The following is a 25,317-nucleotide window of genomic DNA, read 5'->3' on the forward strand; positions in this document are numbered from 1 at the left end:
CGGCGCGGTCCGCCCGTCAGCGCCGCGGTCGCACAGCCGCGCGGTTCCGCGGCGTTCGGCCGCCGCGCCGATGAAGCGTTTAAATTCGATGCCGCGTAACTCGCTCTCGTGACCGACTCGCCCCCGTGGGCCGACCTCTTCGGCCACCCCGAACCCTACCCCGAGCAGGCCGACGGCATCGACGCCGCCGTCGACGCGGCCGAGGACGGCGGCTTCCTCGCGCTGGAGGGTGCCTGCGGGACGGGCAAGACGATGCTCGCGCTCACCGCCGGGCTCGACCGCGTCCGGGACCCGGCGTCCGACTTCGAGCGCGTCTTCGTCCTCACCAGTGTCAAACAGCAGCTGCGCCAGTTCGAGACGGACCTGCGGGCGATAAACGACGACCTCCCGAGCGACTACGACCCCGTCTCCGGGCTCACGCTCGTCGGCAAGGCCGACGTCTGTCCGTACGCTCGGGAGAACCGCGGCGGGATCGACCGCGAGAACGTGTACGAGCGCTGCGAGGGGCTCCGCGAGCGCACCCGGAACCTCGTCGGCGACGGCGGCGCGACGACGACCTCGAACCTCGTGAGCGAGGCGCGGAGCCAGCAGGTCGGGCTGATGGACTCGGGCGCGTCGGACGAGGCGTCCGGCTCCGGCGAGTACCTCTCGGTCGACGGGGAGCCGACACCGTACCGGCCGGACACCGAGGAGTACGACGGGACCGAATTCTGCCCCTTCTACGCCGGCTTCCTCGACGACCTCCCGGAGGACGGCGACCCGGCCGAGGCGGTCCCGTTCGACGTGACCGAACTGGGCCACGTCGACGCCGACGAGCTCGTCCGGCTCGCGGCGGGGCACGGCTCCTGTCCCCACTCGATCATGGGCGCGCTCGTCCCCGAAGTGGAGGTCGTCATCGGCAACTACTACCACGCGTTCGACCCCGTGACGACCGGGACGTTCACCGGCGCGCTGCTCGACGACTCGACGTTCGTCGTCTGCGACGAGGCGCACATGCTCGAACCGCGCGTCCGCGACCTGGTGAGCGACGCAGTCGCGGACGCGAGCCTCCGCGACGCCGAGAACGAACTCACGCGCGTCGTCCAGCCGCTCTCGTTCGAGTCCGCGGGCGCGAAGTCGGACGACGCCGCCTTGGTCCGCGGCGAGTTAGAGGACGCCGACGTGACGGTCGAGGAGATCGAGGCGGTGCGCGAGTTCTACGCCGACCTCCGCGGCGAACTCGACCGCCGCGTGACCGCGCACCTCGACCGCGAACGCCCCGACTGGCGGGCGTCGATGCGCGACCTCGACGACGACGACATCCCGCTCCGCGACCCCGAGGAGCCGGCCGAAGACGAGATCACGGCGTGGGCGGACCGCGAGGGCCACGGCGAGCGCGTCTGGGCGCGCGCCGAACAGGTCGGCGCGGTCGTCAAGCGCGTCCTCGACTCGCTCGAAGACGAGGACAAGCAGCGCGCCGCGCCGGGCGTCGGTCGCACCCTCAACGCCTGGTACCGCGAGGGACACACCGACTTCTTCCGGGCGATCGAGCTCGAACGCACGTTCGACGAGACGGAGCCCCCGGACTCGTGGCGACGGGCGTACAACGCGCGCCTCGCGCTCCACAACTGCCTGCCGAGCGAACCGATCGGCGACCGGCTCGCCTCCTTCGGCGGCGGCGTCCTCATGAGCGCGACGCTGGAGCCGATGGACCTGTTCCGGGAGGTGACCGGACTCGATCATCTGGCGGAGCGCGGGCGACCGGTGGTCGAGCGGACGTACGGCCTCTCGTTCCCGGAGGAGAACCGCGCCAGCCTCGCGGTCGACGCGCCGAAGTTCACCCACCAGAACCGCGGCGCGCCCGGCGAGGAGAACCCGACGCGGCTCGCGCACGTCGACGCGACGGCCGCGGTCGCGCGCCGCGAGGGCAACGTGCTTGTCGGGACGCCGAACTACGCGGAGGCGACGTGGATGGCGGAGGCGCTCGCCGACCGGCTCGACAAGCCGGTCCTCTTAGACGAGTCCTCCGACGACCGCGAGACGGAGTCGCTGAAGGACGACTTCTTCGCCGGCGACGGGAAGGTGTTGGTGACGAGCCTCCGCGGGACGCTCACCGAGGGCGTCGACTACCGCGGCGACCGGCTCGCCGCGGCCGTGATCTGCGGCGTCCCGATAATCAACACGGCACAGCCGCGGACGCGGGCGGTGATCGCGGCCTACGACCGCCGGTTCGAGTCGGGTTTCGAGACGGCGCTCACCGTCCCCGCGGTGCGGAAGGCCCGGCAGGCGGTCGGTCGGGTCATCCGCGGCCCGGACGAGCGCGGGGTGCGCGTGCTGCTCGACGCCCGCTACGCCCGCGACTCGTGGAACGGCGTCCGGGAGTACCTGCCCGACCACGAGCGCGAGGAGTTCCAGCCGGTGAGCCCCGACATGGTCGACATCGCGCTCGACCGGTTCGAGTCGCGCCGCCCGGCGGCGAGCGAGTGAGTCGGTCGCGTCTCACCGGATAAACGGTCCCCTACCGTCGGTAGACGGGTCGTAACTATGCGGCTACGTGATCCTCCTACGGTCATGGACGCCGTCTCTCGGAACGAACGGTATCACCTCGTCTGTCGCGAGTGCCGGCTGGAACGCCTGTGTGACGCCGCGGTCGACGCGAACGGGCTCCGGCGCGAACACGTCGACGAAACCGGTCACCGCGTCGCCGTCGAGCGGGTGGAGTAACGGACCGAATCGGGCGGCCGGACGGACGCCGGCGGGGGACCCGGCGGCGACCCCCTCAGACGACGTTCGAGTCGATGTCCCGCGGGAAGGTGGTGAGCGTCTCGGTCCCCGACTCGGTGATCGCCACCGTGTCGGAGTGGCGGTAGCCGCACTCGTCCGTGTACAGGCCGGGCTCGATCGTGTAGACGTGGCCGGGCCGCATCACGGCGTCGTCGCCGTCGTAACGCTCGCCCCAGCCGCGGTCGATGTACGGCGGTTCGTGGCCGCCGAGACCGATGTTGTGACCGACGTGGTGTTGCGCCAGGTCGGTCACGCCCTGTTCCTCGAAGTAGTCCCAGACGACCTGATCGACCTCGGCGACCGGCACGCCCGGTCCCAAGGCGTCGATGGCGAGCGTCTGCGCCTCCAGCATGAGTTCGAAGTAGTGCTCCTGTTCGTCGGAGTAGTCGCCGACGAACATCGTCCGCTCCAGCTCCGAGCGGTAACCGTCGACGTTCGCGGTCGCGCCCGTGACAAGCACGTCGCCCTCGGAGAGCCGCTCGTTCGGCGTGTGACCGTGGGGGAGCGCGGTCTCCTCGCCGGAGATGTAGCCGGCGTGGACCGGGCCGTCGCCGCGGACGCGGACGCTGTAGTCGTCGCCGAGCGTGTCGAGCATGGCTCTGGACGCGTCGGTCGACGCGCGCTGCGAGACGGTCGCCGGGTGCGCGCCCGGCTCGGAGTAGTCGGCGAGGTAGCGGTGGCCGAGGTTCGCCCACTTCGCGGACTCGCGGATCAGGTCGACCTCGTCGTCGGACTTCGCCCAGCGCATCCGGTCGACCCACGACTGGGTCTCGACGTCGAGGAACTCGGAGAACGCGGGCCCCTCGTACCCCATCACGCCCGGCGGGCCGTCGGCGTCGGCGGCGACCGAGTCGACGCCGAGCCCGTTCAGCATCTCGACGGCGGCGGCGACCGGCTCGCCGCCGGGGTAGTCGAAGTAGTCGTGGACCGCGTCGATCCGCGGGTTCGGCGAGACGCGCTCGACCTCCAGCCGCGGGACGGTGATCTCGACGCGGTCGTCGGTGACCGCAAGGACGACCGGGCGCTCCGTCTGGATGTGGTGGAAGCCGGTGAGGTACTCGATGGACGTCGCGCCGACCCACGTCGCGGCGTCGGCGTCGGTCGCTGCGAGGCGGTCTCGGACGGCTGCGAGCCGGTCCGCGAAGGCCGACTCGGGAAGTCGCGTGGCCATACCTCACGATGAACGAACGGGCCGATAAACGGTCGGGTAGCGGAACGGTAGCGGCGTCGGCGTCGACGCCGGTGCCGGGGTCGAGGCCGCGCCGGTGCCGACGTCAGGAACGGAAGCGGTGCCGCGGTCGTTCCGGGCGGATCAGTTCTCGCGGCGGGCGAACGCGAGGTTGCCGGAGACGTTCTTGATGTAGGCGGTCACGGTCTCGCCCTCCTGTGCGCCGGGGACGAAGATCGTGTACTCGCCGCGCTCGGCGACGCCGTCGCCCTTGCGCCCGGTGCCGACGATCTCGAGTTCGTACGTGTTGCCCGACTCGACGGCGTCCTCCTGCCGCTGGGTGTTCTGCGTGTTCTGCTTCGCGACCGGACGGAACGCCCCGCAGGCCTCACAGCGGAGCATCGGCGTCCGGTTCTCCGTCTCCAGCCGGGTGTCCGGGAGGCCGCACTCCGAGCAGGTGACGAACGACTCGATGTACGAGTCGATCGCGGCCTGGAAGTCGCGCTCGCGGAAGTTCCCGCTGTAGCGGGCGCGGCCGTCCTCGTACTGCCCGGCCGTGCCGAGCTCCTGCTGGATCTTCGAGTGGACGTGTTCGGGGTCGCGGCTCAGCGCGTCTGCGATTCCGGAGAGGTTCGTCAGGCGGGTGAACGCCCCGTCCTTCTGGGCTTCGGGGTCCGGAACGGAGAGCCGCTCGTCGGAGCCGCCCAGGTCCGGGACCTCGTCCATCGCGCGGTCGAGGCTCGATTCGTAATCCATACGAGAGCGAACGACAGCGCGACGGAAATCGCTTCCGGGTTCGGGGTCGATCGATGACGACGATCGCTTATAAAGAACGACGCGGTCGACGCGTGCCTCCGAGGGCGACGACTCGGCGGCCCTCGCCGCCGTACCGCGGATCGGTCGTCGTTTCTCCTGTATCGACCGCAAGTTGGACAGGGCCAACCACTCTTTGAGGATTTCAACGGAGCCCAACGGAGCCGAACGAGAGGGAGAAACGGACGCCGGACTCGGCGTGTGGCGTCCGTCCAGAAGTAGCGGGAGGTAGATTTGAACCACGGTCACTCCGCTTCCTCCGTTCCCTGATTCAAATCTGCTCCGGGGCTATCTCGTCGACGACGCCGTTCACGCCTCGCTGCGCTCGCCGTTCACGGTTGTCGTCGACAGAAGATAGCGGGAGGTAGATTTGAACTACCGATCTCCGGGTTATGAGCCCGGCGGAATCTCCTGGCTATCCCATCCCGCTATCGTAGCAAAACCGCGTGCGAGTGTTAAGGGTTCTGATCCCGCCGCCCGTGTGCGATTCGTCCACGCGTCTGCCACGGGTTTCAGTCCCGTCACGCGGGCCGGCCGCCGGTCGGGTCACTCTCCGTTCGCGTCGTCGGCCACCTCTCCTCCCCTCGCCGCCACGGCCTTGATCCGGATCCGGAGCGCGAGCACGGCGACGGCGGCGAACCCCACCGTCACGGCGACGTCGGCCGGGTCGCCGGAGAGCGCGCGCTGCGCGGTGAGCCCCGCCATCAGCGCGAACATCAGCGCCAACAGCCCCGCGATCGGGACCACGTACCCCTCGGTGAACGCCGACCCGCCGGATTCGTCGCTCATTTCCTCTCCGTCCGCGGGCTACCCTGAAAAGCCTCCCGCGGCGACCGTTCGTTGCGCCGGCCGCAAACGATTTTACTCATCATCGATAGTGATAGACGATGCATAAGCCGCTGCTGACGACGGACTTCCTGGACCGGGCGCGTCGACACTACGCCGACGAGGAGGCGGTCCTCGCGGTCGACGGGACGCGATACACGTACGCGGAGCTAGGAGAGCGCGCCGACCGGTTCTCCGCCGCGTTACAGGACCGCGGGATCGAGAAGGGTGACCGCGTCGCGGTGTTGGACCCGAACACGCACTACCACCTGGAGGCCGCCTACGGCGCGATGCAGGTCGGCGCGGTCCACACGCCGCTGAACTACCGGCTCACGCCCGACGACTTCTCGTACATGCTCTCGGACGCCGGGGTCGACGCCATCTACGCCGACGCCGAGTACGCCGCGAACGTCGAGGCGGTCCGCGACGAGGTGCCGACCGAGACGTTCCTCACGAACGACGCCGACGCGGTCGAGGGCGACTGGGAGTCGTTCGACGCCGCGCTCGACGAGGCGGACCCCGACGCCTACGAGCGCCCGGAGATGGACGAGGACGAGGTGATCACGATCAACTACACCTCGGGGACGACCGGCGACCCGAAGGGCGTCTGCCGCACCCACCGCGCCGAGACGCTCCACGCGTACCTCATCTCGATCCACCAGGAGATCACCGACGACGACGTGTACCTCTGGACGCTGCCGATGTTCCACGTCAACGGGTGGGGCCACATCTACGCGATCACCGGCATGGGGGCGCGCCACGTCTGTACCCGCGGGGTCGACGTGGCGGAGACGTTCGACCGGATCCGCGGCGAGGACGTGTCGTACTTCTGTGCGGCACCGACCGTGCTCAACATGCTCGGCGACCACCACGCCGAACACGGCGGCGCGACGACCGGCGACGCCGACGTGCGGGTCGCGACCGCGGGCGCGGCCCCGCCGGAGGCGACGATCCGCACCGTCGAGGAGGAGTTCGGCTGGGACCTCAAACACGTGTACGGCGCGACCGAGACGGGACCGCTCGTGACGACCTCGGACGCGAAGCGCCACTTCGACGCCGACGCCGACGACCGCTTCGGGGTGAAGAAGACGCAGGGGATCGGCTACCTCGGCACCGACGTGCGCGTCGTCGACGAGGACGGCGAGGACGTGGCCGCCGACGGCGAGACGATCGGCGAGATCGTCGTCCGCGGCAACCAGGTGATGGACCGCTACTGGAACAAGCCCGAGGCCACCGAGGCGGCGTTCTCGGAGCGGCTGGAGGGGTACTACCACATGGGCGACCTCGCCGTCGTTGACGAGGACGGGTTCGTCTCGATCCAGGACCGCAAGAAGGACATCATCATCTCCGGCGGCGAGAACATCTCCTCGATCGAACTGGAGGACACCCTCTTCGAGCACGACGCCGTCTCCGACGTCGCCGTCATCCCCGCCCCCGACGAGCGCTGGGGCGAGACGCCGAAGGCGTTCGTCGTCCCCGAGAGCGGCGACTCCGACGACGCGGGCGCGACGACGGAGGAGCTCAAGGCGTTCGTCCGGGAGCGCGTCGCCGACTACAAGACGCCCGGCGAGGTGGAGTTCGTCGAGGCGCTCCCGACGACCGCCACCGGGAAGATCCAGAAGTACGAACTGCGCGAACGCGAGTGGGACGAGGAGGATCGGATGGTCGGGGAGGGGTAGTCGCTCGGCGGGATCGGGAGGCGGTCGGACCGATCAGGCCTCTCCGTCGTCGGTTTCGTCGCCGGCGTCGTCGACCGCCCCGGAGCCGCCGTTCTCGCCCGGGTCGCCCGACTCGATGCGTTCCTCGGCGTCGCCGCCGGAGTCGCTCAGTCGGTCGGTGTCGATGCTCACGCCGGGCGGCGTCACGACGAGGAACCCCCGGAAGTGTATCAGCTCGCCGTCCATGTCCTTCACGTCGCGCGCGAAGGGGGCGGCCAGCTCGTTGAGGTCGCCGTCTATCGACAGCACCAGCGTGTTCCCGTAGTCGACGCTGCGGACCCACTCCTCCGGGTCGGTCGTGCCGTCCAAGACGCCCAGGACGACGTCGCCGGCGGCCGCGAACGCCTCGTCCATCTTCGCCTCGGCGTCCCGCAGGTCGAGGTCCCAGTCGCTCATACGTGGGGGTCGACAGGCGGCGGCAAAAGCGTTCGGGAGCGCCGCCGTCGCGACGCGATCCGCCACCCCGGTCCGCGGCCGCGGTCCCCCGCAGTCCGCCGGGGACGGTCGCGGTGTGGTTAAGTGCGTTCCCGACCGATCGGCGGTATGAGACACACGCGGCGGTCCCTGCTCGCGGCGGGAGCGGCGGTCGGCGTCGCCGGCCTCGCCGGTTGTTCGGGCGGCGGCGGAAACGACGGACTCAGCTTCGACGCCGGGGCGTACGACTGCGACCTGTCGGAGCCGTCCGACCCCGACCTCGACTACCGACCGACGCTCGGCGACCCCGACGCCGACGTGACCGTTCAGGTCTTCGAGGACTTCACCTGCGGACACTGTGCGACGTATAACCTCGACCACTTCCCGACGATCCGCGAGGAGTACGTCGAACCCGGTGACATCCACTACCAGCACCGGGACTTCCCGCTCCCCGTCAACGAGCGGTGGGCGGTCCCGGTTGCGAGCGCGGCCCGGGGCGTCGGCGTTCGCCACGGCGACGAGGCGTTCTTCGAGTTCGCCTCGGCGGCCTACGAGTCGCAGGGGAGCTACGGACAGGGTAGCGCGACCGAGGAGATGCCGGGCGGCGCGGACCCCTGCGCGGTCCTCGCCGACATGGAATACACGCCGTACGCGGACGCCATCCAGAGCGACAAGTCGGAGGGTGAGTCGATGGGGGTCGGCGGAACGCCGGCGATCTTCGTGAACGGGAACCCGGTTCAGGAGGGGTACTCCGCGGAAGCGATCTCGTCGGCGATCGACGCCGAACTCTGAGGCCCGAGCGCCGTCCCCGATACCGAACGCGTTTCCCGGAGCGTCGATCTTTTGCCCGTTCGTTCCGTTTTATAAACGGATGAGCGACGCCGACCTCTCCCCCGAGGCCGACACCTCCCACGCCCCAGAGGCGGACGCCGCGGACCGCCGCCGCCGCCTCGGTGCGGTCGTCCTCGCGGTGCTGATCTCGCAGGTCCTCCTCTACCCCGGCGTGCCGAACCTGGTGGTCGCGCTCGGCGCGCCGGCCGGCATCGACGCCGGGATGTGGTTCCTCGTCGCAGAGTTCGGCGCGTTCGTGACGTTCGCGGTCGTCTGGGGCGCGCTCTCGGACGCGCTCGGCAGGCGGATCCCCCTGATCGCCGTCGGCGCGTTCGGCGGCGCGGCCTCGTACGTCGCGCTGGCGTCCCTGCCGGGTCTGGGCCTCGGATTCGGGGCCGCGCTCCTCGTCCGCGTCGTCGGGGGCGCGCTCACCATCGGCGCGTTCTCGCTGTCGATCACCCTGCTCATGGACCTCCGCGGCGGCAACGGCCGCAACATGGGGACCGCCGGACTCGCGATCGGTCTCGGCGCGGCGGTCGGCTCCGTCGTCGGGGGGTCGCTCGCCGACCTCGACGCGCTGTACCCCGTGTACGCCGGCGCGGTCGTGCTGGCCGGGGCGGGGGCGCTCGCGGCGACCGTCGACGACCGCGCGGCGACGGCTTCGAGCGGCGAGGTCGCCGATGGGGAAGCGGTCGAGGCGACGGAGTCGGTCGGCTTCCGCGACGTGCTCGCGCGGGCGCGGACGACGCCCGGCCTCCTCGTCCCGCTCGCGTTCGGCTTCGTCGACCGACTGACCGCGGGCTTCTTCGCCCTCGTCGGCGTGTACTACTTTCAGGACCCGGCAACGTTCGGCCTGTCGGCGGGCGCGGCGGGCGCGACGCTCGCGCTCTTCTTCGTCCCGTTCGCGCTGCTCCAGTCCCCGTTCGGCGCGCTCTCGGACCGGATCGGTCGCTTCCTGCCCGTGGTCGCCGGATCGGTCGCGTACGGCGTCGTCACGGTCGGCGTCGGTGTCGCACCGTCGTACCCGATCGCCGCGGCGCTGATGATGCTCGTCGGGGTCTGCGGCGCGCTGATGGCCCCGGCGACGATGGCGCTCGTCACCGACCTCGTGGAGCCGGAGGTGCGCGGCGCGGCGATGGGCCTGTTCAACGTGTTCGGCTCGCTCGGCTTTCTGACCGGATTCCTCATCGGCGGGGGCGCGACCGACGCGTTCGGCTACACGCCGGCGTTCCTCGCGGTCGGCGGGCTGGAACTGGCCATCGCGCTCGCGCTGCTGCCGGCGGTCCGCTCGCTGTCGCCCGGGGCGGGGCTGATCGGCCGACTCGGGGCCGAGGGCTGAGGGCCGCGTTCGGAGACTACTGCGGCCCTTTGTGTCACCGGTGTTAATTTAAATACGGCGGCGCAACGCCGAATCATGGCACGACCCTCCCGTCGGCGCTTCCTCGGTGGTAGCGCCCTGACGCTCGCCGCGCTGACAGGCGTTCTCGACCCCGCGACCGACGACAGTTCCCTCGACCGACCGGCCGGCGCGCCGGCCGACCTCGATGTCGACGTCCCCGCGCCGCTCGCCGACGCGTTCCTCCCGGTCCCCGCGGCCGACGCGCTCTCGGCCACGTACGCGACGGTCATCGCCGACGCCGTCGACGCCGACTCCGACGAGGATCTCAGCTATCGCGTCCGTCCCGCGACCGAACGGCTCGATGTCGACGCCGACGAGCTCTCGGCGACCGTCGGGATCCGAACGGCCGACCGCGGCATCAGGCTGACGACGGCCGTCGGCGAATTCGACCGGCCCGATGACGGCGAGACGGTCGCGGTCGGTCCGGAATCAGATGACCCGAGCGGTTCGGACGACGGCGGGCCGGACGACGACGCGTCCGCGGACGCCGAGACGACGGACGACCTCCCCGCGGGCTGGCGGCTGGCCGAGACGGACGAGACCGCCTTCGTCGCCGGCGACGGCGTCGCGGCGGTCGCGACCGGTGACGGAACCGTCCCCGGCCCGCGCGGTCGGTCGAGCGCGTCGCCGGACGACGCCGCCGAAGCGCGTGTCGAGACCGCCCGAACCGCCGGCCGGGCGGCAGCGGACGAGGCCGACCGCTTCGCGGAGGGGCCGCTCGGCGCGGCCGCGCTCCCGCGGCTCGGCGGGTTCGAGACGGTGCTGCTCGTCCCGGACGCCGCGGCCGGCCCGTTCCCGGCCGGGGTCCCGGGCGACGTCGACGCGTTCGCCGCGGGCTTCGAGGTCGCCCCCGGAGCGCTCCGCGACCTGACCGGGACGGCGGAGAACGCCTACGTGATCCGCCCGACCGACGACGCGGGCCGCCTCTCCGACGAGAGCGCCGAGCGGCTGGTGCGCGAGATCGACCCGGCGGTCCCGGTCGAAACCGAGATCACCCGGACCGACGGGGTCGTCTTGGTCGACGCCGTCGTCGAGGCACCGCCGGAGCGGGACCCCGAGGCGTCGCCCGACGCGGAGGTGCGGTCCCGGTTCGACCGCGACGCCGGAACGGTGACGTTCGAACACGTCGAGGGCGAGCCGGTCCCGGCCGCCGAGCTGGAGCTGTGGCACGACGGCGAGGAGGTGAGCGACGACCACCTCGACGGCGACGCCTTCGAGGCGGGCGACGAGCTGACCGTCGACACGGGGCTGATCGCGGCTGTCGCGCTGCGGTGGTTCGACCCGGACGCGAACGCCTACGACGTGTACGCCCGCGAGCGGGTCGACCGGGAGGCGTTCGCCTTCGACTACGACCTCTCGACCGAGGTGCTGACGCTTACCTACGAGGGCGACGGCGAGGCCGACGCGAGCAACCTCCGGCTGGTCCGCCGCGGCGACGACGGCGTACGGACGGTCGGTGGCGGGTTCACCGACGGGACGCTCTCCCCGGACGACGCGGTCACGGTCGAAGATGTGTCGATCGGCGACAGCGTGCGGCTGGAGTTCGACTTCGAGCGGCCGCCGGGCGTCGGCGGCGGGCCGCTCGTCCACTACCGCGCCCGGCCGCCCCGCGTCTGGATCCACTCGCGCGGAGAAGAGGGGACAGTCGTCAGGTACGACGACGAGGAGTCCCGCCCCGCCGACGCGTTCGTGACGCTGGTCGACGGGGAGCCGACCGACGCCCAGTTCGCCGACGAGTACGACACCCTCTCCGAGCGCGACGAGCTGGTGCTCGGCGAACTCCCGCTCGGGAGCACGGTCACGGTCGAGTGGCGGGGGCCGAACGAACCGGCCGTCGTCGCCGAGGAGGAGGTCGTGCCGAACACCCGCGCGTCGATCGAGTACGACCCGGACGCGGGCGAGGTCACGGTGCGACACCGGAGCGGCCGGGCGCTCCCGGCCTCGGACCTCGAACTACAGGCCGGCCGGACCCCGACCGACGTCCAGCCCGCCGACGAGCTCGACGAGTTCGGTCCCGACGACTCGTTCTCGGTCCCGGTCCCGCCGCTCTCGCGCGTGCGGCTCGTGTGGACCGGCGGCGAGCGCGAGCACCACATCGGCGGGACGACCACGGCCCGCGACGCGTTCGCCGCGGCGTACGACGCCGACGACGAGGCGATGACCGTCGAGTACATCGGCGAGCGGCCGGTCGACCCGGAGCGGCTCCGGGTGAGAGTGGGGGGCGGAACCGGGCCGCGGGGGCGCGAACGCGAGCGGCAGTCGGAGTTCGCGGCCGAGTACGACGAGCTGACGACCGGCGACGCGGTGACGGTCGCGGACGTCGGCCCCGACGACACCGTGGTCGTCAGCGTCCACACCGAGTTCGAGAACGGCTCCATGACCAGCTCCGTCGCCCACTTCTCGGCGGCACCGCGCCGCGGGTTCGTCGTCGACGATGGCGGGGAAGGCGAGGAGGGTGGAGGGGCGTCCGAGACGGTCCTCCGCTACGTCGGCGAGGTCCGCCGCGACGCCGACGCGTTCCGCGTCCTCGTCGACGGCGAGCCGGCGGACGCGCAGCCCGCCGACGAGGCCGACCGGTTGACCGGCGGCGAGACCCTGTCCCTCGGCGACCTGGCGGCCGGAACGAAGGTCGCCGTCGAGTGGACCGGCGGGGGCGAGACGCGGACGGTGACGGAGCACGTGCTCCCGCCGCAGGCGACGTTTGAGGTCACGTACGAGCCGTCCGACGGCGAGGAGTCGGGCGGCGTCGTGACGCTCGTACACGCCGGGGGTGACGCCGTCGACGCTGAACGCCTCGACGTGGTCGTGGAGCCGGCGACCGACGGACTGCGCCCGTGGGACCCCGACGCCGACACGGTGACGGCGGGCGACGAGACGACCGTCGCGGTCGACGGCGAGGCCCGGATGGCCGTCGTCGTCTTCCGCGAGCGCGAGGTGCTCCACCGCGAACCCCTCGGCGACGAGGAGTAGTCGGCCGGAATCCGGCGGAGCCGCAGTCGAACGCCGTTCGACGGGGTTTTATCCCTCTGTCTCGGCCGACACACGTGGATATCGACACCGTCCGAGAGTCGTGGACGAACCGGACGGGCGAGTACTCTCCGGCGTACTACGCGCACTACGGTCCGAACGAGACGAGTTCGGTGATCCGCGACGCCCTCGACCGGAACCTCCGCCGCGACGCGAGCGTCCTCGAACTCGGCTGCGGCTCGGGCCGCCACCTCGCGCACCTCGCGGACCACGGCTTCGAGGACCTCTCCGGCGTCGACATCGACCCCGAGGCGTTCGACACGATGCGGGAGGCGTATCCCGACCTCGCCGAGGACGGAACGTTCCGCTGCGGCCCCATCGAGGAGGTCGTCACGGAGTTCGACGACGGGCGGTTCGACGCGGTCTACTCCGTCGAAACGCTCCAGCACCTACACCCCGACGCCGATTGGGTCTTCGGAGAGATCGCCAGGATCACGGACGGGGTCCTCGTCACGGCGGAGATCGAGGCACCGACGCGCGACTCGGCCCCGTCCGACCCGGACGTGAACTACGTCGACGAGGAGACGCCGCTGTACTACCGGGACTGGAACCGAGTCTTCACCTCGCTGGGCCTCGTCGAGGTCGACGTCGTCCGCGGCGACAGAGACACCACGCGGACGTTCCGAGCGTCCGACTGACCGCCGGACCCGAGGGGCCCTCCGAACGCCGCCGCGCCGAGGCGAGTCCTTTTAACCGGCGCGTCGCCTCGTCTCTCCCAACCGATGGACGTACTCGTCGTCGGCGCGGGCGAGATCGGGCGCTGGGTCGCCGACACCGTGTCGGCCGACGACGCGCCGGTCGACGCGAGCGTCGCGTTCGCCGACCGCGACCCGGCGGTCGCCGAGGACGCCGCGGCCGAGCGCGACGCGCGGACGGTCGACGCCGACGGGGATACCGTCCACGACGTCGTCTGCCTCGCGGTCCCGATGTCGGCGGTCCCGGCGGCGGTCGGGGCGTACGCGCCGCGCGCGGAGCGGGCGATCGTCGACGTCTCCGGCGAGATGACCGACGCGGTCGCGGCGATGCGCGAACACGCCCCGGACCTCGAACGCGCGAGCTACCACCCGCTTTTCGCGCCGCCGCGGGTCCCGGGCAACGTCGCGGTCGTCGTCGACGAGCCCGGCCCGACGGTCGAGTCGCTCTCGGCCGCCGTCGAGGCCGGCGGCAACGACGTGTTCGAGACGACCGCCGCGGAACACGACGCCGCGATGGAGTCCGTTCAGGCGGGCGCGCACGCCGCGGTGCTCGCGTGGCGGCTCGCGGCGGACCCCGTCCGCGAGGAGTTCCACACCCCGGTGTCGGCCGCCCTCGACGAGATCGCCGACACCGTCACAGAGGGGTCGCCGGCGGTGTACGCCGAGATCCAGCGCGCGTTCGACGGGGCCGACGACGTGGCCGACGCCGCGGCCGAGATCGCGGCGGCGGACGACGAGGCGTTCGCCGCCCTCTACGAGCGCGCCCGCGGCGACCGCGAGGGGCGGGACCGGCTGGAGTGAGGAGAGACAGACACCCATGATCGACAGAACCGCGGTTCGGAACAACGCGAACTACCTGCGCAACGTCAGACCGATCGACCCCGAGGAGATCGCCGAGTACATCGAGGGGACGCCGCACCCGGCGGTCGTCCGCGAGACGCTCCGCGAGGAGGCCTTCGACCTCCGGCTCCGCGAGCGCGACGACGGGACGTTCGTCCCCGTCGAGGAGCGCCCGGTCGGACAGCCGGGGTGGTCGCCCGACGCGCTCCCGGAGCGGTACACGTTCGCCTTGGAGGACCTCCTCGTCGAGGAGTACGGCGCGAACTGGCACCGCGGGGAGTCCGGCGACGCGCTCCGCGAGCGGGTCCGGGACCTGAAGGCCGACTACCTCTACGAGAACGACGTCGAGTACGACCGCGTCGCGGCGCTCGGGTACGCGATCTACCACCTGCCCGCCTACTACGCGACGGTCGGGTACGTCCTCGACAACCTCGTCGAGAACGGACTTCTCGACCGCACGCTCCGCGTCCTCGACGTCGGGGCCGGCGTGGGCGGTCCCGCGCTCGGGCTCTGCGACTACCTCCCCGACGACGCGGTCGTCGAGTACCACGCGGTCGAGCCGAGCGCCGCGACGGACGTGCTCGACCGGATGCTCGACGAGACCGGGCGCAACTTCCGGACCACGGTCCACGAGACGACCGCCGAGGCGTTCCTCGGTCTGGAAGGCGGCGGGGGAGCCGCCCCCGCGGCCGCCGATGCCTCCGACGCCGCCGATCCCGACGCCGGCTACGCCTCCGACGCCGCCGACCCCGCGACCGACGACCCCTTCGACCTCGTGCTCTTCGGCAACGTCCTCTCGGAGTTCGCCGACCCGGTCGCGGTCGCCGACGCCGCGCTCGACGCGCTCGCGCCCGACGGCAGCCTCGTCGCGTTCGCGCCCGCCGACCGCAACACCGCGATCGGGCTGCGTCGGATCGAGCGTGAGGTCGTCGCCTCCGGCGGCGACCCGGAGCGCGACGCCGAGATCTACTCGCCGACGCTGCGGCTGTGGCCCGACGCGGTCCCGACCGACCCGGGCTGGTCGTTCGACGTCGCCGGCGACCTCGCGGTCCCGCCGTTCCAGCGTCGGCTCGACGAGGCGGCGGCCCGCGGGGAGACCGACGAGCCGGGCGAGTTCGTCAACGTCGACGTCCAGTTCGCCTACTCGATCCTCCGCCCGGACGGGCGGCGGCGCGTCGACGTCGAGGCGAGCGCGGAGCGGTGCGCGCGCATGGCCGAGTCGGAGCGCCACGTCACCGAGCGGGTGAACCACCTCGCCGTGAAGCTGAGCCACGACTTAAGTGAGGGCGACAACGCCCTCTACCGCGTCGGCGACGGCTCGCAGGCGACCGACCACTACCTCGTCTGTACCCGCGAGACCGCGCTGAACCGCGACCTCCGCGAGGCGGACTACGGGGCGGTCGTCTTCGTCGAGAACGGCTTGGTCCTCTGGAACGAGGACGAGGGCGCGTACAACGTCGTCGTCGACGACGAGACGGTCGTCGACCTCGTCGCGCCCTGAGCGGCCGGACACCCTCCGGCGGTCGCCGCTCAGTCGCCCGCGACGGGCTCGATCAGGTCGGGCGCGTCGACGCTCGGCGAGTTCACCCGGGTCGACACCGGGTGCGCGGTGAGGTCGTCGCTCGGGTGCGGGTCGAGCAGGGCGGCGGCCTCGTCGGGACTCCCGCGGAGCCACGCCCCCTCCTCGCTCGGGTCCAAGATCACCGCCATCCGGTGGTGGAGGTCGGCGACGAGGTCGTTCGGCTCGGTGGTCACGATCGAGAACGTCTCGATCGCATCCGACTCGTCGCCCTCGTCACCCTCCCCGTCGCTCCCGCCTCCGCCGCCGAACGCGTCCAGTCCGGTCTGCGTCGTCTCCGGCGTCGGCGGCTCCCACCGCTCGTAGATCCCCGCCATCGCGAACGGGCGGTCGTCCTCGAAGGCGACGCGGTACGGGGTCTTCCCGGGGCCGCCCCGCCCGCCGTCACCGGGCCGTCCGCCGTCGACCCACTCGTAGAAGCCGTCGGCGGGGACGAGACAGCGCCGGCGCTCGAAGGCGTCGGCGAAGCTCCGCTTCTCGCGGACCGTCTCCGCGCGGGCGTTGATGAGGTCGAACGACTCGTCGGCCCACGAGGGGGTGAGCCCCCACTCCATCCGCGTCGCCTCGCTCGGGTCGTCGTCGGTTATCACCGGCAGCGACTGCCCCGGCGCGCAGTTGTAGCTCGGTTCGTGGCCACCGAAGTCGGCGTCGAACCTGTCTTCGAGGTCGTCGGTCGGCGTGAAGAGGGTGTAGCGCCCGCACATACCCCTCCCTCGGCGCGGACAGGCATCAATTCGGCGCAGCCGGCCGTCCCCCGCGGTCGGCGCGTTCGCTGAAATGCGGCGTCGGCCTCAGTTTCGATTCCCGTTCAGATACCATTATGTACCTCTATTCTTTATGATCGACCCACGGTCGTTAGTAACTATGAACAGAAAGAGGCTCGTACTGTTTGGCGTCGCGCTCGGGTTGATCCTCGTCGGCGGCGTCGTCGGGTGGTGGGGCCACACCGACGGCGGCGACCTGACGATACGTGAGACGCAGATCGAGACGGATGGCGGGACGATAGACGCGTACCTCTACGTCCCGCCCGGGGTGACGCCCGACGACCCGGCACCAGGCGTGCTGGCGACGCACGGCTACATCAACAGCAAGGAGACGCAAGCGCCGTTCGCGATCGAGTTGGCTAGGCGCGGCCACGTGGTGTTGGCCATCGACCAGACCGGTCACGGCTACTCCGACCCGCCGGCGTTCTCGCAGGGGTGGGGCGGCCCGCCGGCGCTCGCGTACCTCGCCGACCACGAACTCGTCGACGAGGACCGGATCGCGCTCGAAGGCCACTCCATGGGCGGCTGGGCGTCGGTCGCGGCTGCCGCGACCTATCCGGACCGTTACGAGTCGATGGTCCTCGCCGGCTCGTCGACCGGGTCGTCCGGCGCGCCGCCGGGCAACGCCACCTTCCCGCGGAACCTCGGCGTCGTCTACGCCGAGTATGACGAGTTCCACTGGCTCATGTGGGAGACGGAGACCGCGCCGGCCGCGCCGGAGAGCGAGAAGCTCCAGTCGGTGTTCGGCACCGACGAGCGGATCGAGACCGGCAGGACGTACGGCGACATAGAGTCCGGGACCGCTCGGGCGCTATACCAGCCCGGCACGACCCATCCCGGAACGCACCACTCGCCGACGGCCGTCGGACAGGTCGTCGAGTGGATCGAGCGGACGACCGGGGGCGACACGTCGCTCGACCCGGACGACCAGATCTGGCACTGGAAGGAACTGGGGACCGCCGTCGCGCTGCTCGGCGGCTTCCTGTTCCTCTTCCCGACGATCGGGACCCTCTCTGAGGCCGGCGCGCTGTCGGCGGCGACGCGGTCAGTCCCGGAGCCGGTTGCCGAGCGCGACCGCGGCTGGCTCGTCTCGGTCGCGCTGACCGCACTGCTCCCGGTCGTGACGTACTATCCGCTGATGCTCCTCGCGGGACAGGTAATGCCGCTGACCCCGGTGACGCCGCAAAACGAGACGAACAGCATCGTGCTGTGGATCTTGGGGAACGCGGCGATCATCGCCGTCCTGTTCGGTGTCTGGCACGTCCGTAGCGACCGGACGTTCGCCGCGGCGCGCGACCGATACGGGCTGGACGCGGGGGACGGCGCTGGGACGCTCGGCCGGTCCGTCGCGATCGCGGGCGGGACGGCCCTCGCGCTGCTCGCGCTGCTGTTCGCGTTCGACGCCGTCTTCGGGCTCGACTTCCGCGTGTGGGTTCTCGGCCTGAAGCTCCCGAGCGCGCTCCACGTCCGCATCGCAGCGGGCTACTTCCCCGCGTTCCTCGCGTTCTTCTTCGCGCTCGAACTGCTGCTCCACGGGCGGCTTCGGACCCCGGCGGCGACCGACTCGCTCCCCCGAGCGATCGCGGGGAACGTCGGCCTGCTCGCCGGGCCGTTCGTCGGGTTCCTCGCCGTCCAGTACGGCTGGCTGTTCGCGACGGGTGCCCTGCCGGTGCCAATCACGGCGCTACAGGCGATCATCGCGTTCCAGTTCGTCGGCGTGCTGGTCGGCGTGGGCGCGGTCTCGACGTACAGCTTCCACCGGACCGGCCGCGTGTGGGTCGGGGCGGTCCTCAACGCCCTGTTCGTGACGTGGCTCGTCGTCGCCTCGCAGGCGACGCACGTCCCGCTCTGACCGAGAGCCGTCCGTCGGACTGCGGGGCGGCCCGTCCGGGTTCAAAACAGGTCCCACCGGTCGGCGATGACGCCGTCGACGCCAGCGTCAAGGAGCCGCTCGGCGTCGTCGCGGTCGGCCGCGGTCCACGCGTTCACCGCCAGCCCCGCCTCGTGCGCCGCCTCGACGAACCCCGGCTCGGTCACGAGGTCGGTCGGGGGATGGATCCCGACGCAGCCGAGGTCGGTCGCCGCCGCGACGAGCGCCTCCGGGTCCCCGTCGGCGACGAGGAGCGCGCGGTCGGCCGCCGGATCCCGGTCCCGCAGCGCCGCCAGCGCGTCCGGCAGGAACGACGAGAACAGCACCTCGGCGTCCGCCTCGTCGGCGGCGTCGAGCGCGTCACCGGCGAGGCCCCGCTCTTTGATCTCGACGTTGACGGCGGTTCCAGCCGGGACGGCCCGCAGCGCCTCGTCGAGCCGCGGGATCGCCTCCCCCGAATCGAGGACCGTCAGCTCCCGGAGTTCGTCCCACTCGGCGTCCGCGACGCGTCCGCCCCCCTCGGTCAACCGGTCGAGCTCCTCGTCGTGGAAGACGACGAGTTCGCCGCTCGCGCACCGGCGCACGTCGATCTCGACGGCGTCGACGTGCGGCACGGCGCGCTCGATCGCGGCGACGGTGTTCTCGGGGTACTGACCGGCGCAGGCGCGGTGCCCGATCAGCGTCACGTCGTCCGCGTCCGTCCGGGTCCGCTCGCCGTCTCCCCCCCCCCCCGCTCACGCTCCGTCCGGTTCATCGGTCGGTCACGGTTCCCTCTCGGGCGCGGAGCGTGTTAGCCGTTCCCCGTCTCCGGTCTCTCGGTCACGACTCGGCCGCCTCCCGCGGACTTTTTCACCGCGCGCCGCCCCGGGACGGACATGCGCATCGAGAACAGCTTCATCCCCGTCGACGGGGTGGGCGAGACGACCGAGCGACGCCTCTGGGAGCGGGGGGTCACGACGTGGGACGAGTTCGATCCCGGAGTCGACGTCGCGGGGGTCGGCGCGACGACCGCGGACCGGATCGAGTCGTTCATCGCGGAGGCGCTCGCCCGGCTCGACGACGGCGACGCCGCCTACTTCGACCGGGAGTTCCCCTCCGGCGAGCGATGGCGGCTCTACGAGAACTTCCGCGAGGAGACCTGCTTCTTCGACATCGAGACGACCGGGCTCGACGAGCGGCGCGACCGCGTGACGACGGTGAGCTTCCATCAGGGCGGCGAGACGACGACGCTCGTCGCGGGCGAGGACCTCACCGCGCGACGGCTCCGCGAGCAGTTCGCGGACGCGAGCCTGCTCGCGACGTTCAACGGCGCGCGCTTCGACGTCCCCTTCTTGGAGACCTCCTTCGATGTCGATATCGACACGCCGCACCTCGATCTGATGTACCCCGCCAAGCGCGTCGGGCTCTCGGGCGGGCTGAAACCGATCGAGAAGGAGCTCGGCATCGACCGCGACCGCCCGGACATCTCCGGCCGCGACGCGGTCCGGCTGTGGCGCGAGTACGAGCGCGGAAGCGACGAGGCCTTGGAGACGCTCGTCTCGTACAACCGCGAGGACGCGGTGAATCTCCGCGCGCTCGCGGACGCGGTCTGCGAGGCGCTCGACGAGGAAGTGTTCGCCGCCGTCCCGGACGGAGACGGCGACTGAGAGGGACCCGATAGCTCGCGGACGGCGGGTATGGACCGTCGCGACGAGTGCGTCGAGGTCGTTACCGGCGGAGGACGGTCCCGCTGGAGCCGACGACGACGGCGTCGCCACCGACGTCGACCGCGTTCAGGTTCTCGCCGGTCGGCGTGTCGAGCACGAACCGGTCGTCGGGCGTCAGTTCCTGAACGACGCCGCCGCTGCCGACGACGTAGCCGGACTGGCCGTCCGTCTCGACGTCGACGAGGTCGGCGTCGCCGAGGGCGTCCGGCGTCCAGTTCGCGCCGTCGTACGTGAGGACGGTCCCGTTGCCCCCGGAGACGGCGACGTCGTCTTCGGCGTCGCTGTCGAGCCCGTAGAACGTCGCGTTGGCGTCCTCGATCCCGATCGCGTTCCACGTGACGCCGTCGTCGGTCGCGAACACGCGTCCGTTCGTGTCGATCGCGTGGCCGCTGCGCGGGCCGTGGAAGTCGATCGCGGGCAGCCCGGAGCCGCTCCCCGGGGTGACGTAGTCCCACGTCGCCTCCTCGCCGTTCTCGAAGCTGTAGTATATCTTCCCGGAGTCGCCGGCGACGTAGACGTCGGCCTCGCCGGCCTCGCCGGTGACGGCGACGTCGTTGTAGTTGTTCGTGTTGTCGAGCGGCGCGGAGTGGTCGACGAGCGTGTCCGTCGCCGGAATGTACTCGCCGATCGCGCCGCTCGCACCCACGAACCAGACGCGCTCGCCGTCGTCGGTGACGGACGCGCCGTAGAGGTCGTTCCCGTTTCCGGTCGGCCCGCCGTCGCGGAGGGTCTTCCACCCGTGGGCTCCGGGCGTCGTGAGAACGCCACCGCCGCCGACGGCGAAGCGCCCGGCGGCCGCGGACACGACGTCGTGGAGCGTGCCGTCCGTCTCGACCGCCTCGACGGTCCACTCGCTTTCGGCGGCCGCGGCGGCCGTGGTTACGCTACCCGTTGCGACGATCGCGCCGAGGCCCGCCATCACCGCGCGGCGGGTCGAGGTCACGTGTCGGCTCATGACGCAGTCGGGCGTTCACCCGCCCTTTGTAAGTGCCTTGTGTCCGTTAAGGAAACCCCGAAATTAATCCGGGTAAAATCGCGTTAACCGTTCCTCGTCCGGACGTTTTATCGAGTGAAACGGGCGACTCGAACCCCGAGTAAACCTCGTGTCCGGCCCGCTACCTGCCAATACCCGATCGCGATAAAACCGTCCTCGAACGCCCGACCCGATCAGGGGTCGTCGGCGTCGGACCCGTCTCCGCCCGCTCCCGCGTTCGGCTTCACGGTCGCGGTCTCGCCGCTCGGTGCGTCGGCCGTCGCGTCCTCGTCGGCGTCGTCGCCCGGCTCCTCGTCCTCGTCGGCGTCGTCGCCCGGCTCCTCGTCCCCGTCGGCGTCGTCGGATTCAGTGTCCTCGGCCTCGTCTCGCCCGTCCTCGTCCGCGCCGCCCGCCTTTTGAGCCTCGTCTTCGTCGTCGTCGCTCTCGTCACCGTCGCTCTCGTCGTCGACGTTCCCGTCGTCGGTCTCGCCGGTCTCTTGGACCAGCCGCATCTCGCCGCGGGCCCGGAGGGTCCCCTGTATCTCCGCGCCGTCGTACACCACGAGGTCGCCGGCCGACACGTCGCCGAGGACGCGTGCGCCCGCCTCGACGGTCACCGTCCCGCCGCGGGTCGTCACGTCGCCGTGGATGACCGTGTCGGAGCCGACGGTGACGTCGTCGCGGGCGCGCAGCGAGCCGAACACCTCGTTGCGCTCGCCGACCCGGATCGACTCGGCCCGGAGGTTTCCGTGGAGGCGGCAGTCGTCGCCGACCGTCGCGGGCGTCGACACCCGCCACGCGTCGTCGGATATCTCCGCGCTCCGCGGCACGAGGAAGGGGTCGCGGACGTCGTCGCCGTCGGCGAGCGCCTCGGCCAGTTCGTCGGCCGCGTCGGTCTCGCCGACGCGGAGCAGCTGCGAGAGGACGATGAAGTAGAAGACGATGGTCGGCACGGGGTTGCGGATGACGATCCAGCCGTTCGCCTCGAACCCCTCCTCGATCGTCACGTCGTCGCCGATGTCGAGGTCGCCGGAGACCATCAGCCGGCCCGTGACGGTGACCCGCTCGCCGAGGTACGCGTCCTCGCCGACCAGCACGTTCCCGTCGACGGAACACCAGGTGTCGAGCCGGCAGTCCCCCTCGGCCTCGATGTCGTCGCCGACGCTCACGCGTTCGCCGATCGCGACGTTTCGGCCGCGAACGCCGAGCTCGACCGTCGACTGCCCGCCCACGAGCACGTCGCCGTCGACGACGACGTCGTGCTCCTCGACGGTCGTCCCCGAGGGGACAGCGAGCTCCTCGACCGGACCGTCTCCTCGCAGCGGCACACCGGGAGCAGTCGTCCCGCGGATATAAACGGTGCGGGGCGTCCGACGGGCGTCGGACGCGTGCGATTGCCTCCCGAACGCTCCGGATGCCGCCGTGCTTTTCAGTGCGCCGGCGGAAGCGGGTCCATGGGATTCGGATCGTACGACGAGAGCGAACAGAAGGATCAGGACGTCGACACCGACGAGGACGAGGCCGTGAACGTCCACGAGAACGACCACGACGGCGACGTCTCGATCGAGGGGGACGCCGACACGGACGACCTCGTCGGCCGCCTCTCGGAGATGCGCGACGACGACGACGAGTAACCGAGACGGACGGTAGCCGACGGGCAGCAGGCGACAGACAGCACTCGACGGATAGCTCCTGACCGGCCCGTGTCGCGCTCTTTTTACAGACTCGCCGACTACCCCGACGCATGAGTACGGACCTGACGTTCACCGACCGCGGCGTCGACGTCGTCTACGAGGGGACGGAGTTCGAACTGGAGAAGACGCTGATCGAGGAGGCGACCGGGAAGTCTTACCGCGACGTCACCGACCACGAGGTCCTGGCCATCGTCGCCGAGGACCCGGAACTGGACGGCGAGCCGGTCCGGATCGGCGACGTGCTGTGACAGCCGGCAGCGATCTCTTCTACTCCGCCGCGACGAGCTTGTAGCCGCCGCCGTCGGTCTCGCCGTCGTCCGGATCCGGGGCGCGCTCGGCGTAGTAGATGTCGCCATCGACGACGCGAGGCGTGCTCGTTATCCACCCCTCGTGTTCGACGCGCCACACCTCGTCGCCCGAGTCGGCGTCAAGCGCGTAGAGGGTCCCGTCCTTCGACCCCGTGAGTACGCGGTCGCCGGCGACGGTCGCACAGCCGGTCAGCGGCCGGCCGGTCCGGAAGCGCCACTCGGCGTCGCCGGTCGACGCGTCGAGGGCGTGCAGGTGGTCGTCGTGGCTCCCCATGTACACCACGTCGCGCTCGGGGTCGATTGCGGGCCCCGTCATCGACAGGTCGCCGGTCTCGAAGCGCCAGTCCGCCTCCCCGGTGGCCAGGTCGACTCGATAGACGGAGGAGTCCCACGACCCGAAGAACGCGGCCCCGTCGTACGTCGCGATCGGCCCCTTGATCTCGCCGTCGTTCGTGTCGGGCGGGTCCGTCCCGAACCGCCACCGGAACTCCAGATCCGGAAAGCTCCAGCAGTAGAGGTACCCGTCGTTCGACCCGCACACCATCCGCCCGGCGTCGAGCGACACGGCGGGCGAGGAGTGCGGGTGATCGGTGGGGCGGTGGTCCGGCTCCGCCCAGGTCACGTCGCCCGTCTCCGCGTCGACCGCGAACATCCGGCCCTCGGGCGTCGGGAACTCGACCGAGACGTACAGCTCGCCGTCGTAGTACAGCGGGCTGGACCCGATGGAGCCGCCGAGCTTCGTCGACCACTCGAGGTCCCCGGAATCGAGCGCGAACGCGTAGAGGACGCCGTCGTACGCGCCGACGTACGCGCGCCCGTCCGCGACCGCGGGCGTACCGTGGATTCCCCTGCCCGTCATGTCGGTCTCGCCGCGCCAGCGCACGTCGCCGTCGGCCGTGATCGCGAGGAGTTCGCCGGTGTCGCCCGGGAGGACGACGCCGCCGTCGGGCAGCGGGACCGCGCTGGCCTTCGCCGCGCTGTGTTCGCCGGTGTTGACCTCGGGGATCCGCCAGGCGGTCTCGACCGCGTCGGGGACCGTCTCGTCCGGGTAGTACCCCCACCGCTCCAGCGACCCGCGGAACTGCGCGACGCCCGCGGGGATCGTCTGCTCCGTGGCTCCGCCGAGGTCGGGGTTCCCGTCGGTGTCGTCGTCGGTCGGCGCGTCAAGCGAGGAACACCCGGCCGCGGTGGCCGTCGCGGCCGCACCGACCGCGGCGAGCCACTCGCGTCGGGAGGGGGCGTCGGTCATCGCGATATCGGTCGCGTCGGGTCCGCTTTAGTGTGGCGACCGTACCTCCGGACCCCCGGCACCCGACCGGATGACTTTTTCCGTCGGTGGCCGAATCGGAGGTATGGAGATCGGATTCGACCTCGGAGCGAACGTCCCGTCCGGCGTGTTCGCGCTCCACGCCGCCGTCGCCGTCGTGTTCCTGTACTTCGCGGCCGTGAACGGCTCGAACGGCGAGACGGTGGGGCTGGCGCTGTACCTCGCGATCGCCGGGATGGTCGCGCTCGTCGGCCTCCTCGCCGGTCGGATCGTGTCGCGCCGCTGATTCCGGGCCGCGTCTATCCTCTCACACGAAGGGCATTACCCGTCCTCCCGCAGCACTACAGACGGCTCATGGTCGAGTACACGGACGCCGCCGTGACTCCTAGGAACGGTGGCACATACAGGGCAGAACGCGTGGCGATACTGGATTCGGGATGGGTCGAGATAACCAGACACGGCAGTACGGAGGTGTATCCGCCGCACGAGATATCGGTGATCGACCCGGAATAACCCGCGCTGTCCCCGTCGGACCCCCACGGCATCTGACTCGAATGCGAACCGAGCGCCGAGAGACGCTTCGAGCCGCGGTCCCGCCGGGTTAACTTACAGTTCGGTCGACGCCGCCGGTCCCGAGCCAACCGGAAGCGGTACGCGTTCCGG

24 protein-coding genes and 1 tRNA gene are annotated in these 25,317 nt (G+C 71.2%); 15 read left to right on the plus strand and 10 right to left on the minus strand.

All coding sequences use genetic code 11. The annotated features are described in order from the left end of the window. Positions 1-108 precede the first annotated feature (108 nt). Both NAF06_RS00935 and NAF06_RS00940 read left to right on the plus strand, forming a co-directional pair. Entirely contained in the window at positions 109-2,466 is a 2,358-nt protein-coding gene (locus NAF06_RS00935; protein WP_008585917.1) for an ATP-dependent DNA helicase, read from the plus strand. 84 nt (positions 2,467-2,550) lie between these two features. Next, positions 2,551-2,703: a hypothetical protein gene (locus tag NAF06_RS00940; RefSeq protein ID WP_008585915.1), complete on the plus strand. Its 153-nt coding sequence runs from the start codon at positions 2,551-2,553 to the stop codon at positions 2,701-2,703. A 55-nt stretch (positions 2,704-2,758) separates the two neighbouring features. On the opposite strand, the gene NAF06_RS00945 is transcribed toward NAF06_RS00940, so the two are convergent. The 4 genes from NAF06_RS00945 to NAF06_RS00960 all read right to left on the minus strand — a co-directional run bounded on the left by NAF06_RS00945 (position 2,759) and on the right by NAF06_RS00960 (position 5,533). Next, on the minus strand, positions 2,759-3,934 hold the full coding sequence (locus NAF06_RS00945; protein WP_008585914.1) for a M24 family metallopeptidase: 1,176 nt from the start codon (positions 3,932-3,934) through the stop codon (positions 2,759-2,761). A gap of 141 nt (positions 3,935-4,075) precedes the next feature. Further along, positions 4,076-4,687 (minus strand): translation initiation factor IF-2 subunit beta, encoded by a 612-nt coding sequence (locus tag NAF06_RS00950; RefSeq protein ID WP_006628684.1) that lies wholly within the window; start codon positions 4,685-4,687, stop codon positions 4,076-4,078. Between the two features lie 412 nt (positions 4,688-5,099). Then, positions 5,100-5,174, minus strand: a tRNA-Met gene (locus NAF06_RS00955). Positions 5,175-5,290: 116 nt separating this feature from the next. Continuing rightward, positions 5,291-5,533, minus strand: a complete 243-nt coding sequence (locus NAF06_RS00960; RefSeq protein WP_008585913.1) for a hypothetical protein — start codon at positions 5,531-5,533, stop codon at positions 5,291-5,293. Between the two features lie 98 nt (positions 5,534-5,631). On the opposite strand from NAF06_RS00960, the gene NAF06_RS00965 reads away from it, so the two are divergent. Continuing rightward, positions 5,632-7,248, plus strand: coding sequence for a long-chain-fatty-acid--CoA ligase (locus tag NAF06_RS00965; protein WP_008585911.1), 1,617 nt, complete (start codon positions 5,632-5,634; stop codon positions 7,246-7,248). 33 nt (positions 7,249-7,281) lie between these two features. Here the strand turns inward: NAF06_RS00965 and NAF06_RS00970 are convergent, their stop codons facing one another. Next, positions 7,282-7,683 (minus strand): DUF5779 family protein, encoded by a 402-nt coding sequence (locus NAF06_RS00970; protein WP_008585910.1) that lies wholly within the window; start codon positions 7,681-7,683, stop codon positions 7,282-7,284. 147 nt (positions 7,684-7,830) lie between these two features. Here NAF06_RS00970 and NAF06_RS00975 point away from each other — a divergent pair, with 147 nt between their 5' ends. The 6 genes from NAF06_RS00975 (at position 7,831) to NAF06_RS01000 (ending at position 15,994) form a co-directional block, all read left to right on the plus strand. Next, a complete protein-coding gene (locus NAF06_RS00975) occupies positions 7,831-8,493 on the plus strand; it encodes a DsbA family protein (protein ID WP_008585909.1) in 663 nt (220 codons plus the stop codon). A 79-nt stretch (positions 8,494-8,572) separates the two neighbouring features. Continuing rightward, positions 8,573-9,871 carry an MFS transporter gene (locus NAF06_RS00980; protein WP_008585908.1) on the plus strand — a complete coding sequence of 433 codons (1,299 nt, stop codon included), beginning with the start codon at positions 8,573-8,575 and terminating at the stop codon, positions 9,869-9,871. 75 nt (positions 9,872-9,946) lie between these two features. Further along, positions 9,947-12,901: a hypothetical protein gene (locus NAF06_RS00985; protein ID WP_008585907.1), complete on the plus strand. Its 2,955-nt coding sequence runs from the start codon at positions 9,947-9,949 to the stop codon at positions 12,899-12,901. A gap of 74 nt (positions 12,902-12,975) precedes the next feature. Further along, positions 12,976-13,596, plus strand: coding sequence for a class I SAM-dependent methyltransferase (locus tag NAF06_RS00990; protein ID WP_008585903.1), 621 nt, complete (start codon positions 12,976-12,978; stop codon positions 13,594-13,596). Between the two features lie 84 nt (positions 13,597-13,680). Further along, on the plus strand, positions 13,681-14,454 hold the full coding sequence (locus NAF06_RS00995) for an NAD(P)-binding domain-containing protein (RefSeq protein ID WP_008585898.1): 774 nt from the start codon (positions 13,681-13,683) through the stop codon (positions 14,452-14,454). 16 nt (positions 14,455-14,470) lie between these two features. Next, positions 14,471-15,994, plus strand: coding sequence for a small ribosomal subunit Rsm22 family protein (locus NAF06_RS01000; protein WP_008585886.1), 1,524 nt, complete (start codon positions 14,471-14,473; stop codon positions 15,992-15,994). A 29-nt stretch (positions 15,995-16,023) separates the two neighbouring features. Here the strand turns inward: NAF06_RS01000 and NAF06_RS01005 are convergent, their stop codons facing one another. Further along, complete coding sequence (locus NAF06_RS01005; protein ID WP_008585884.1) at positions 16,024-16,776, minus strand: SOS response-associated peptidase; 753 nt, start codon at positions 16,774-16,776, stop codon at positions 16,024-16,026. A 160-nt stretch (positions 16,777-16,936) separates the two neighbouring features. On the opposite strand from NAF06_RS01005, the gene NAF06_RS01010 reads away from it, so the two are divergent. Further along, positions 16,937-18,688, plus strand: a complete 1,752-nt coding sequence (locus NAF06_RS01010; protein WP_008585883.1) for an alpha/beta hydrolase family protein — start codon at positions 16,937-16,939, stop codon at positions 18,686-18,688. 41 nt (positions 18,689-18,729) lie between these two features. On the opposite strand, the gene NAF06_RS01015 is transcribed toward NAF06_RS01010, so the two are convergent. Continuing rightward, the gene (locus NAF06_RS01015; RefSeq protein WP_204365288.1) at positions 18,730-19,392 is read right to left on the minus strand and encodes a glycerophosphodiester phosphodiesterase; all 663 of its coding nucleotides are present in this window, start codon (positions 19,390-19,392) and stop codon (positions 18,730-18,732) included. 189 nt (positions 19,393-19,581) lie between these two features. On the opposite strand from NAF06_RS01015, the gene NAF06_RS01020 reads away from it, so the two are divergent. Then, the gene (locus NAF06_RS01020; protein ID WP_008585879.1) at positions 19,582-20,352 is read left to right on the plus strand and encodes a ribonuclease H-like domain-containing protein; all 771 of its coding nucleotides are present in this window, start codon (positions 19,582-19,584) and stop codon (positions 20,350-20,352) included. A 61-nt stretch (positions 20,353-20,413) separates the two neighbouring features. Here the strand turns inward: NAF06_RS01020 and NAF06_RS01025 are convergent, their stop codons facing one another. Both NAF06_RS01025 and NAF06_RS01030 read right to left on the minus strand, forming a co-directional pair. Then, on the minus strand, positions 20,414-21,367 hold the full coding sequence (locus tag NAF06_RS01025) for a WD40/YVTN/BNR-like repeat-containing protein (protein ID WP_008585870.1): 954 nt from the start codon (positions 21,365-21,367) through the stop codon (positions 20,414-20,416). Positions 21,368-21,579: 212 nt separating this feature from the next. Next, a complete protein-coding gene (locus NAF06_RS01030; RefSeq protein ID WP_008585868.1) occupies positions 21,580-22,713 on the minus strand; it encodes a polymer-forming cytoskeletal protein in 1,134 nt (377 codons plus the stop codon). Between the two features lie 126 nt (positions 22,714-22,839). Between NAF06_RS01030 and NAF06_RS01035 the strand changes: the two genes are divergently transcribed. Continuing rightward, on the plus strand, positions 22,840-23,019 hold the full coding sequence (locus tag NAF06_RS01035) for a DUF5786 family protein (RefSeq protein ID WP_008585865.1): 180 nt from the start codon (positions 22,840-22,842) through the stop codon (positions 23,017-23,019). 110 nt (positions 23,020-23,129) lie between these two features. After that, positions 23,130-23,327: a DUF5800 family protein gene (locus tag NAF06_RS01040; protein WP_008585862.1), complete on the plus strand. Its 198-nt coding sequence runs from the start codon at positions 23,130-23,132 to the stop codon at positions 23,325-23,327. 19 nt (positions 23,328-23,346) lie between these two features. Here the strand turns inward: NAF06_RS01040 and NAF06_RS01045 are convergent, their stop codons facing one another. Continuing rightward, positions 23,347-24,636 (minus strand): outer membrane protein assembly factor BamB family protein, encoded by a 1,290-nt coding sequence (locus NAF06_RS01045; protein ID WP_008585860.1) that lies wholly within the window; start codon positions 24,634-24,636, stop codon positions 23,347-23,349. Between the two features lie 103 nt (positions 24,637-24,739). Here NAF06_RS01045 and NAF06_RS01050 point away from each other — a divergent pair, with 103 nt between their 5' ends. Further along, positions 24,740-24,940: a hypothetical protein gene (locus NAF06_RS01050; RefSeq protein ID WP_008585858.1), complete on the plus strand. Its 201-nt coding sequence runs from the start codon at positions 24,740-24,742 to the stop codon at positions 24,938-24,940. 68 nt (positions 24,941-25,008) lie between these two features. Continuing rightward, on the plus strand, positions 25,009-25,167 hold the full coding sequence (locus NAF06_RS01055; protein ID WP_160162880.1) for a hypothetical protein: 159 nt from the start codon (positions 25,009-25,011) through the stop codon (positions 25,165-25,167). The last annotated feature ends 150 nt before the right edge of the window (positions 25,168-25,317 follow it).

Origin of the sequence: Halorubrum hochsteinianum, assembly GCF_023702125.1 — an archaeon.
Lineage (GTDB): Archaea > Halobacteriota > Halobacteria > Halobacteriales > Haloferacaceae > Halorubrum > Halorubrum hochsteinianum.

Excerpts from the sequence above, each read along its gene's own strand:
- NAF06_RS00940 (WP_008585915.1), top strand. The coding sequence starts at position 2,551 with ATGGACGCCGTCTCTCGGAACGAACGGTATCACCTCGTCTGTCGCGAG.
- NAF06_RS00945 (WP_008585914.1), bottom strand. The coding sequence starts at position 3,934 with ATGGCCACGCGACTTCCCGAGTCGGCCTTCGCGGACCGGCTCGCAGCC.
- NAF06_RS00950 (WP_006628684.1), bottom strand. The coding sequence starts at position 4,687 with ATGGATTACGAATCGAGCCTCGACCGCGCGATGGACGAGGTCCCGGAC.
- NAF06_RS00960 (WP_008585913.1), bottom strand. The coding sequence starts at position 5,533 with ATGAGCGACGAATCCGGCGGGTCGGCGTTCACCGAGGGGTACGTGGTC.
- NAF06_RS00965 (WP_008585911.1), top strand. The coding sequence starts at position 5,632 with ATGCATAAGCCGCTGCTGACGACGGACTTCCTGGACCGGGCGCGTCGA.
- NAF06_RS00970 (WP_008585910.1), bottom strand. The coding sequence starts at position 7,683 with ATGAGCGACTGGGACCTCGACCTGCGGGACGCCGAGGCGAAGATGGAC.
- NAF06_RS00975 (WP_008585909.1), top strand. The coding sequence starts at position 7,831 with ATGAGACACACGCGGCGGTCCCTGCTCGCGGCGGGAGCGGCGGTCGGC.
- NAF06_RS00980 (WP_008585908.1), top strand. The coding sequence starts at position 8,573 with ATGAGCGACGCCGACCTCTCCCCCGAGGCCGACACCTCCCACGCCCCA.
- NAF06_RS00985 (WP_008585907.1), top strand. The coding sequence starts at position 9,947 with ATGGCACGACCCTCCCGTCGGCGCTTCCTCGGTGGTAGCGCCCTGACG.
- NAF06_RS00995 (WP_008585898.1), top strand. The coding sequence starts at position 13,681 with ATGGACGTACTCGTCGTCGGCGCGGGCGAGATCGGGCGCTGGGTCGCC.
- NAF06_RS01000 (WP_008585886.1), top strand. The coding sequence starts at position 14,471 with ATGATCGACAGAACCGCGGTTCGGAACAACGCGAACTACCTGCGCAAC.
- NAF06_RS01005 (WP_008585884.1), bottom strand. The coding sequence starts at position 16,776 with ATGTGCGGGCGCTACACCCTCTTCACGCCGACCGACGACCTCGAAGAC.
- NAF06_RS01010 (WP_008585883.1), top strand. The coding sequence starts at position 16,937 with ATGAACAGAAAGAGGCTCGTACTGTTTGGCGTCGCGCTCGGGTTGATC.
- NAF06_RS01020 (WP_008585879.1), top strand. The coding sequence starts at position 19,582 with ATGCGCATCGAGAACAGCTTCATCCCCGTCGACGGGGTGGGCGAGACG.
- NAF06_RS01025 (WP_008585870.1), bottom strand. The coding sequence starts at position 21,367 with ATGAGCCGACACGTGACCTCGACCCGCCGCGCGGTGATGGCGGGCCTC.
- NAF06_RS01035 (WP_008585865.1), top strand. The coding sequence starts at position 22,840 with ATGGGATTCGGATCGTACGACGAGAGCGAACAGAAGGATCAGGACGTC.
- NAF06_RS01040 (WP_008585862.1), top strand. The coding sequence starts at position 23,130 with ATGAGTACGGACCTGACGTTCACCGACCGCGGCGTCGACGTCGTCTAC.
- NAF06_RS01045 (WP_008585860.1), bottom strand. The coding sequence starts at position 24,636 with ATGACCGACGCCCCCTCCCGACGCGAGTGGCTCGCCGCGGTCGGTGCG.
- NAF06_RS01050 (WP_008585858.1), top strand. The coding sequence starts at position 24,740 with ATGGAGATCGGATTCGACCTCGGAGCGAACGTCCCGTCCGGCGTGTTC.
- NAF06_RS01055 (WP_160162880.1), top strand. The coding sequence starts at position 25,009 with ATGGTCGAGTACACGGACGCCGCCGTGACTCCTAGGAACGGTGGCACA.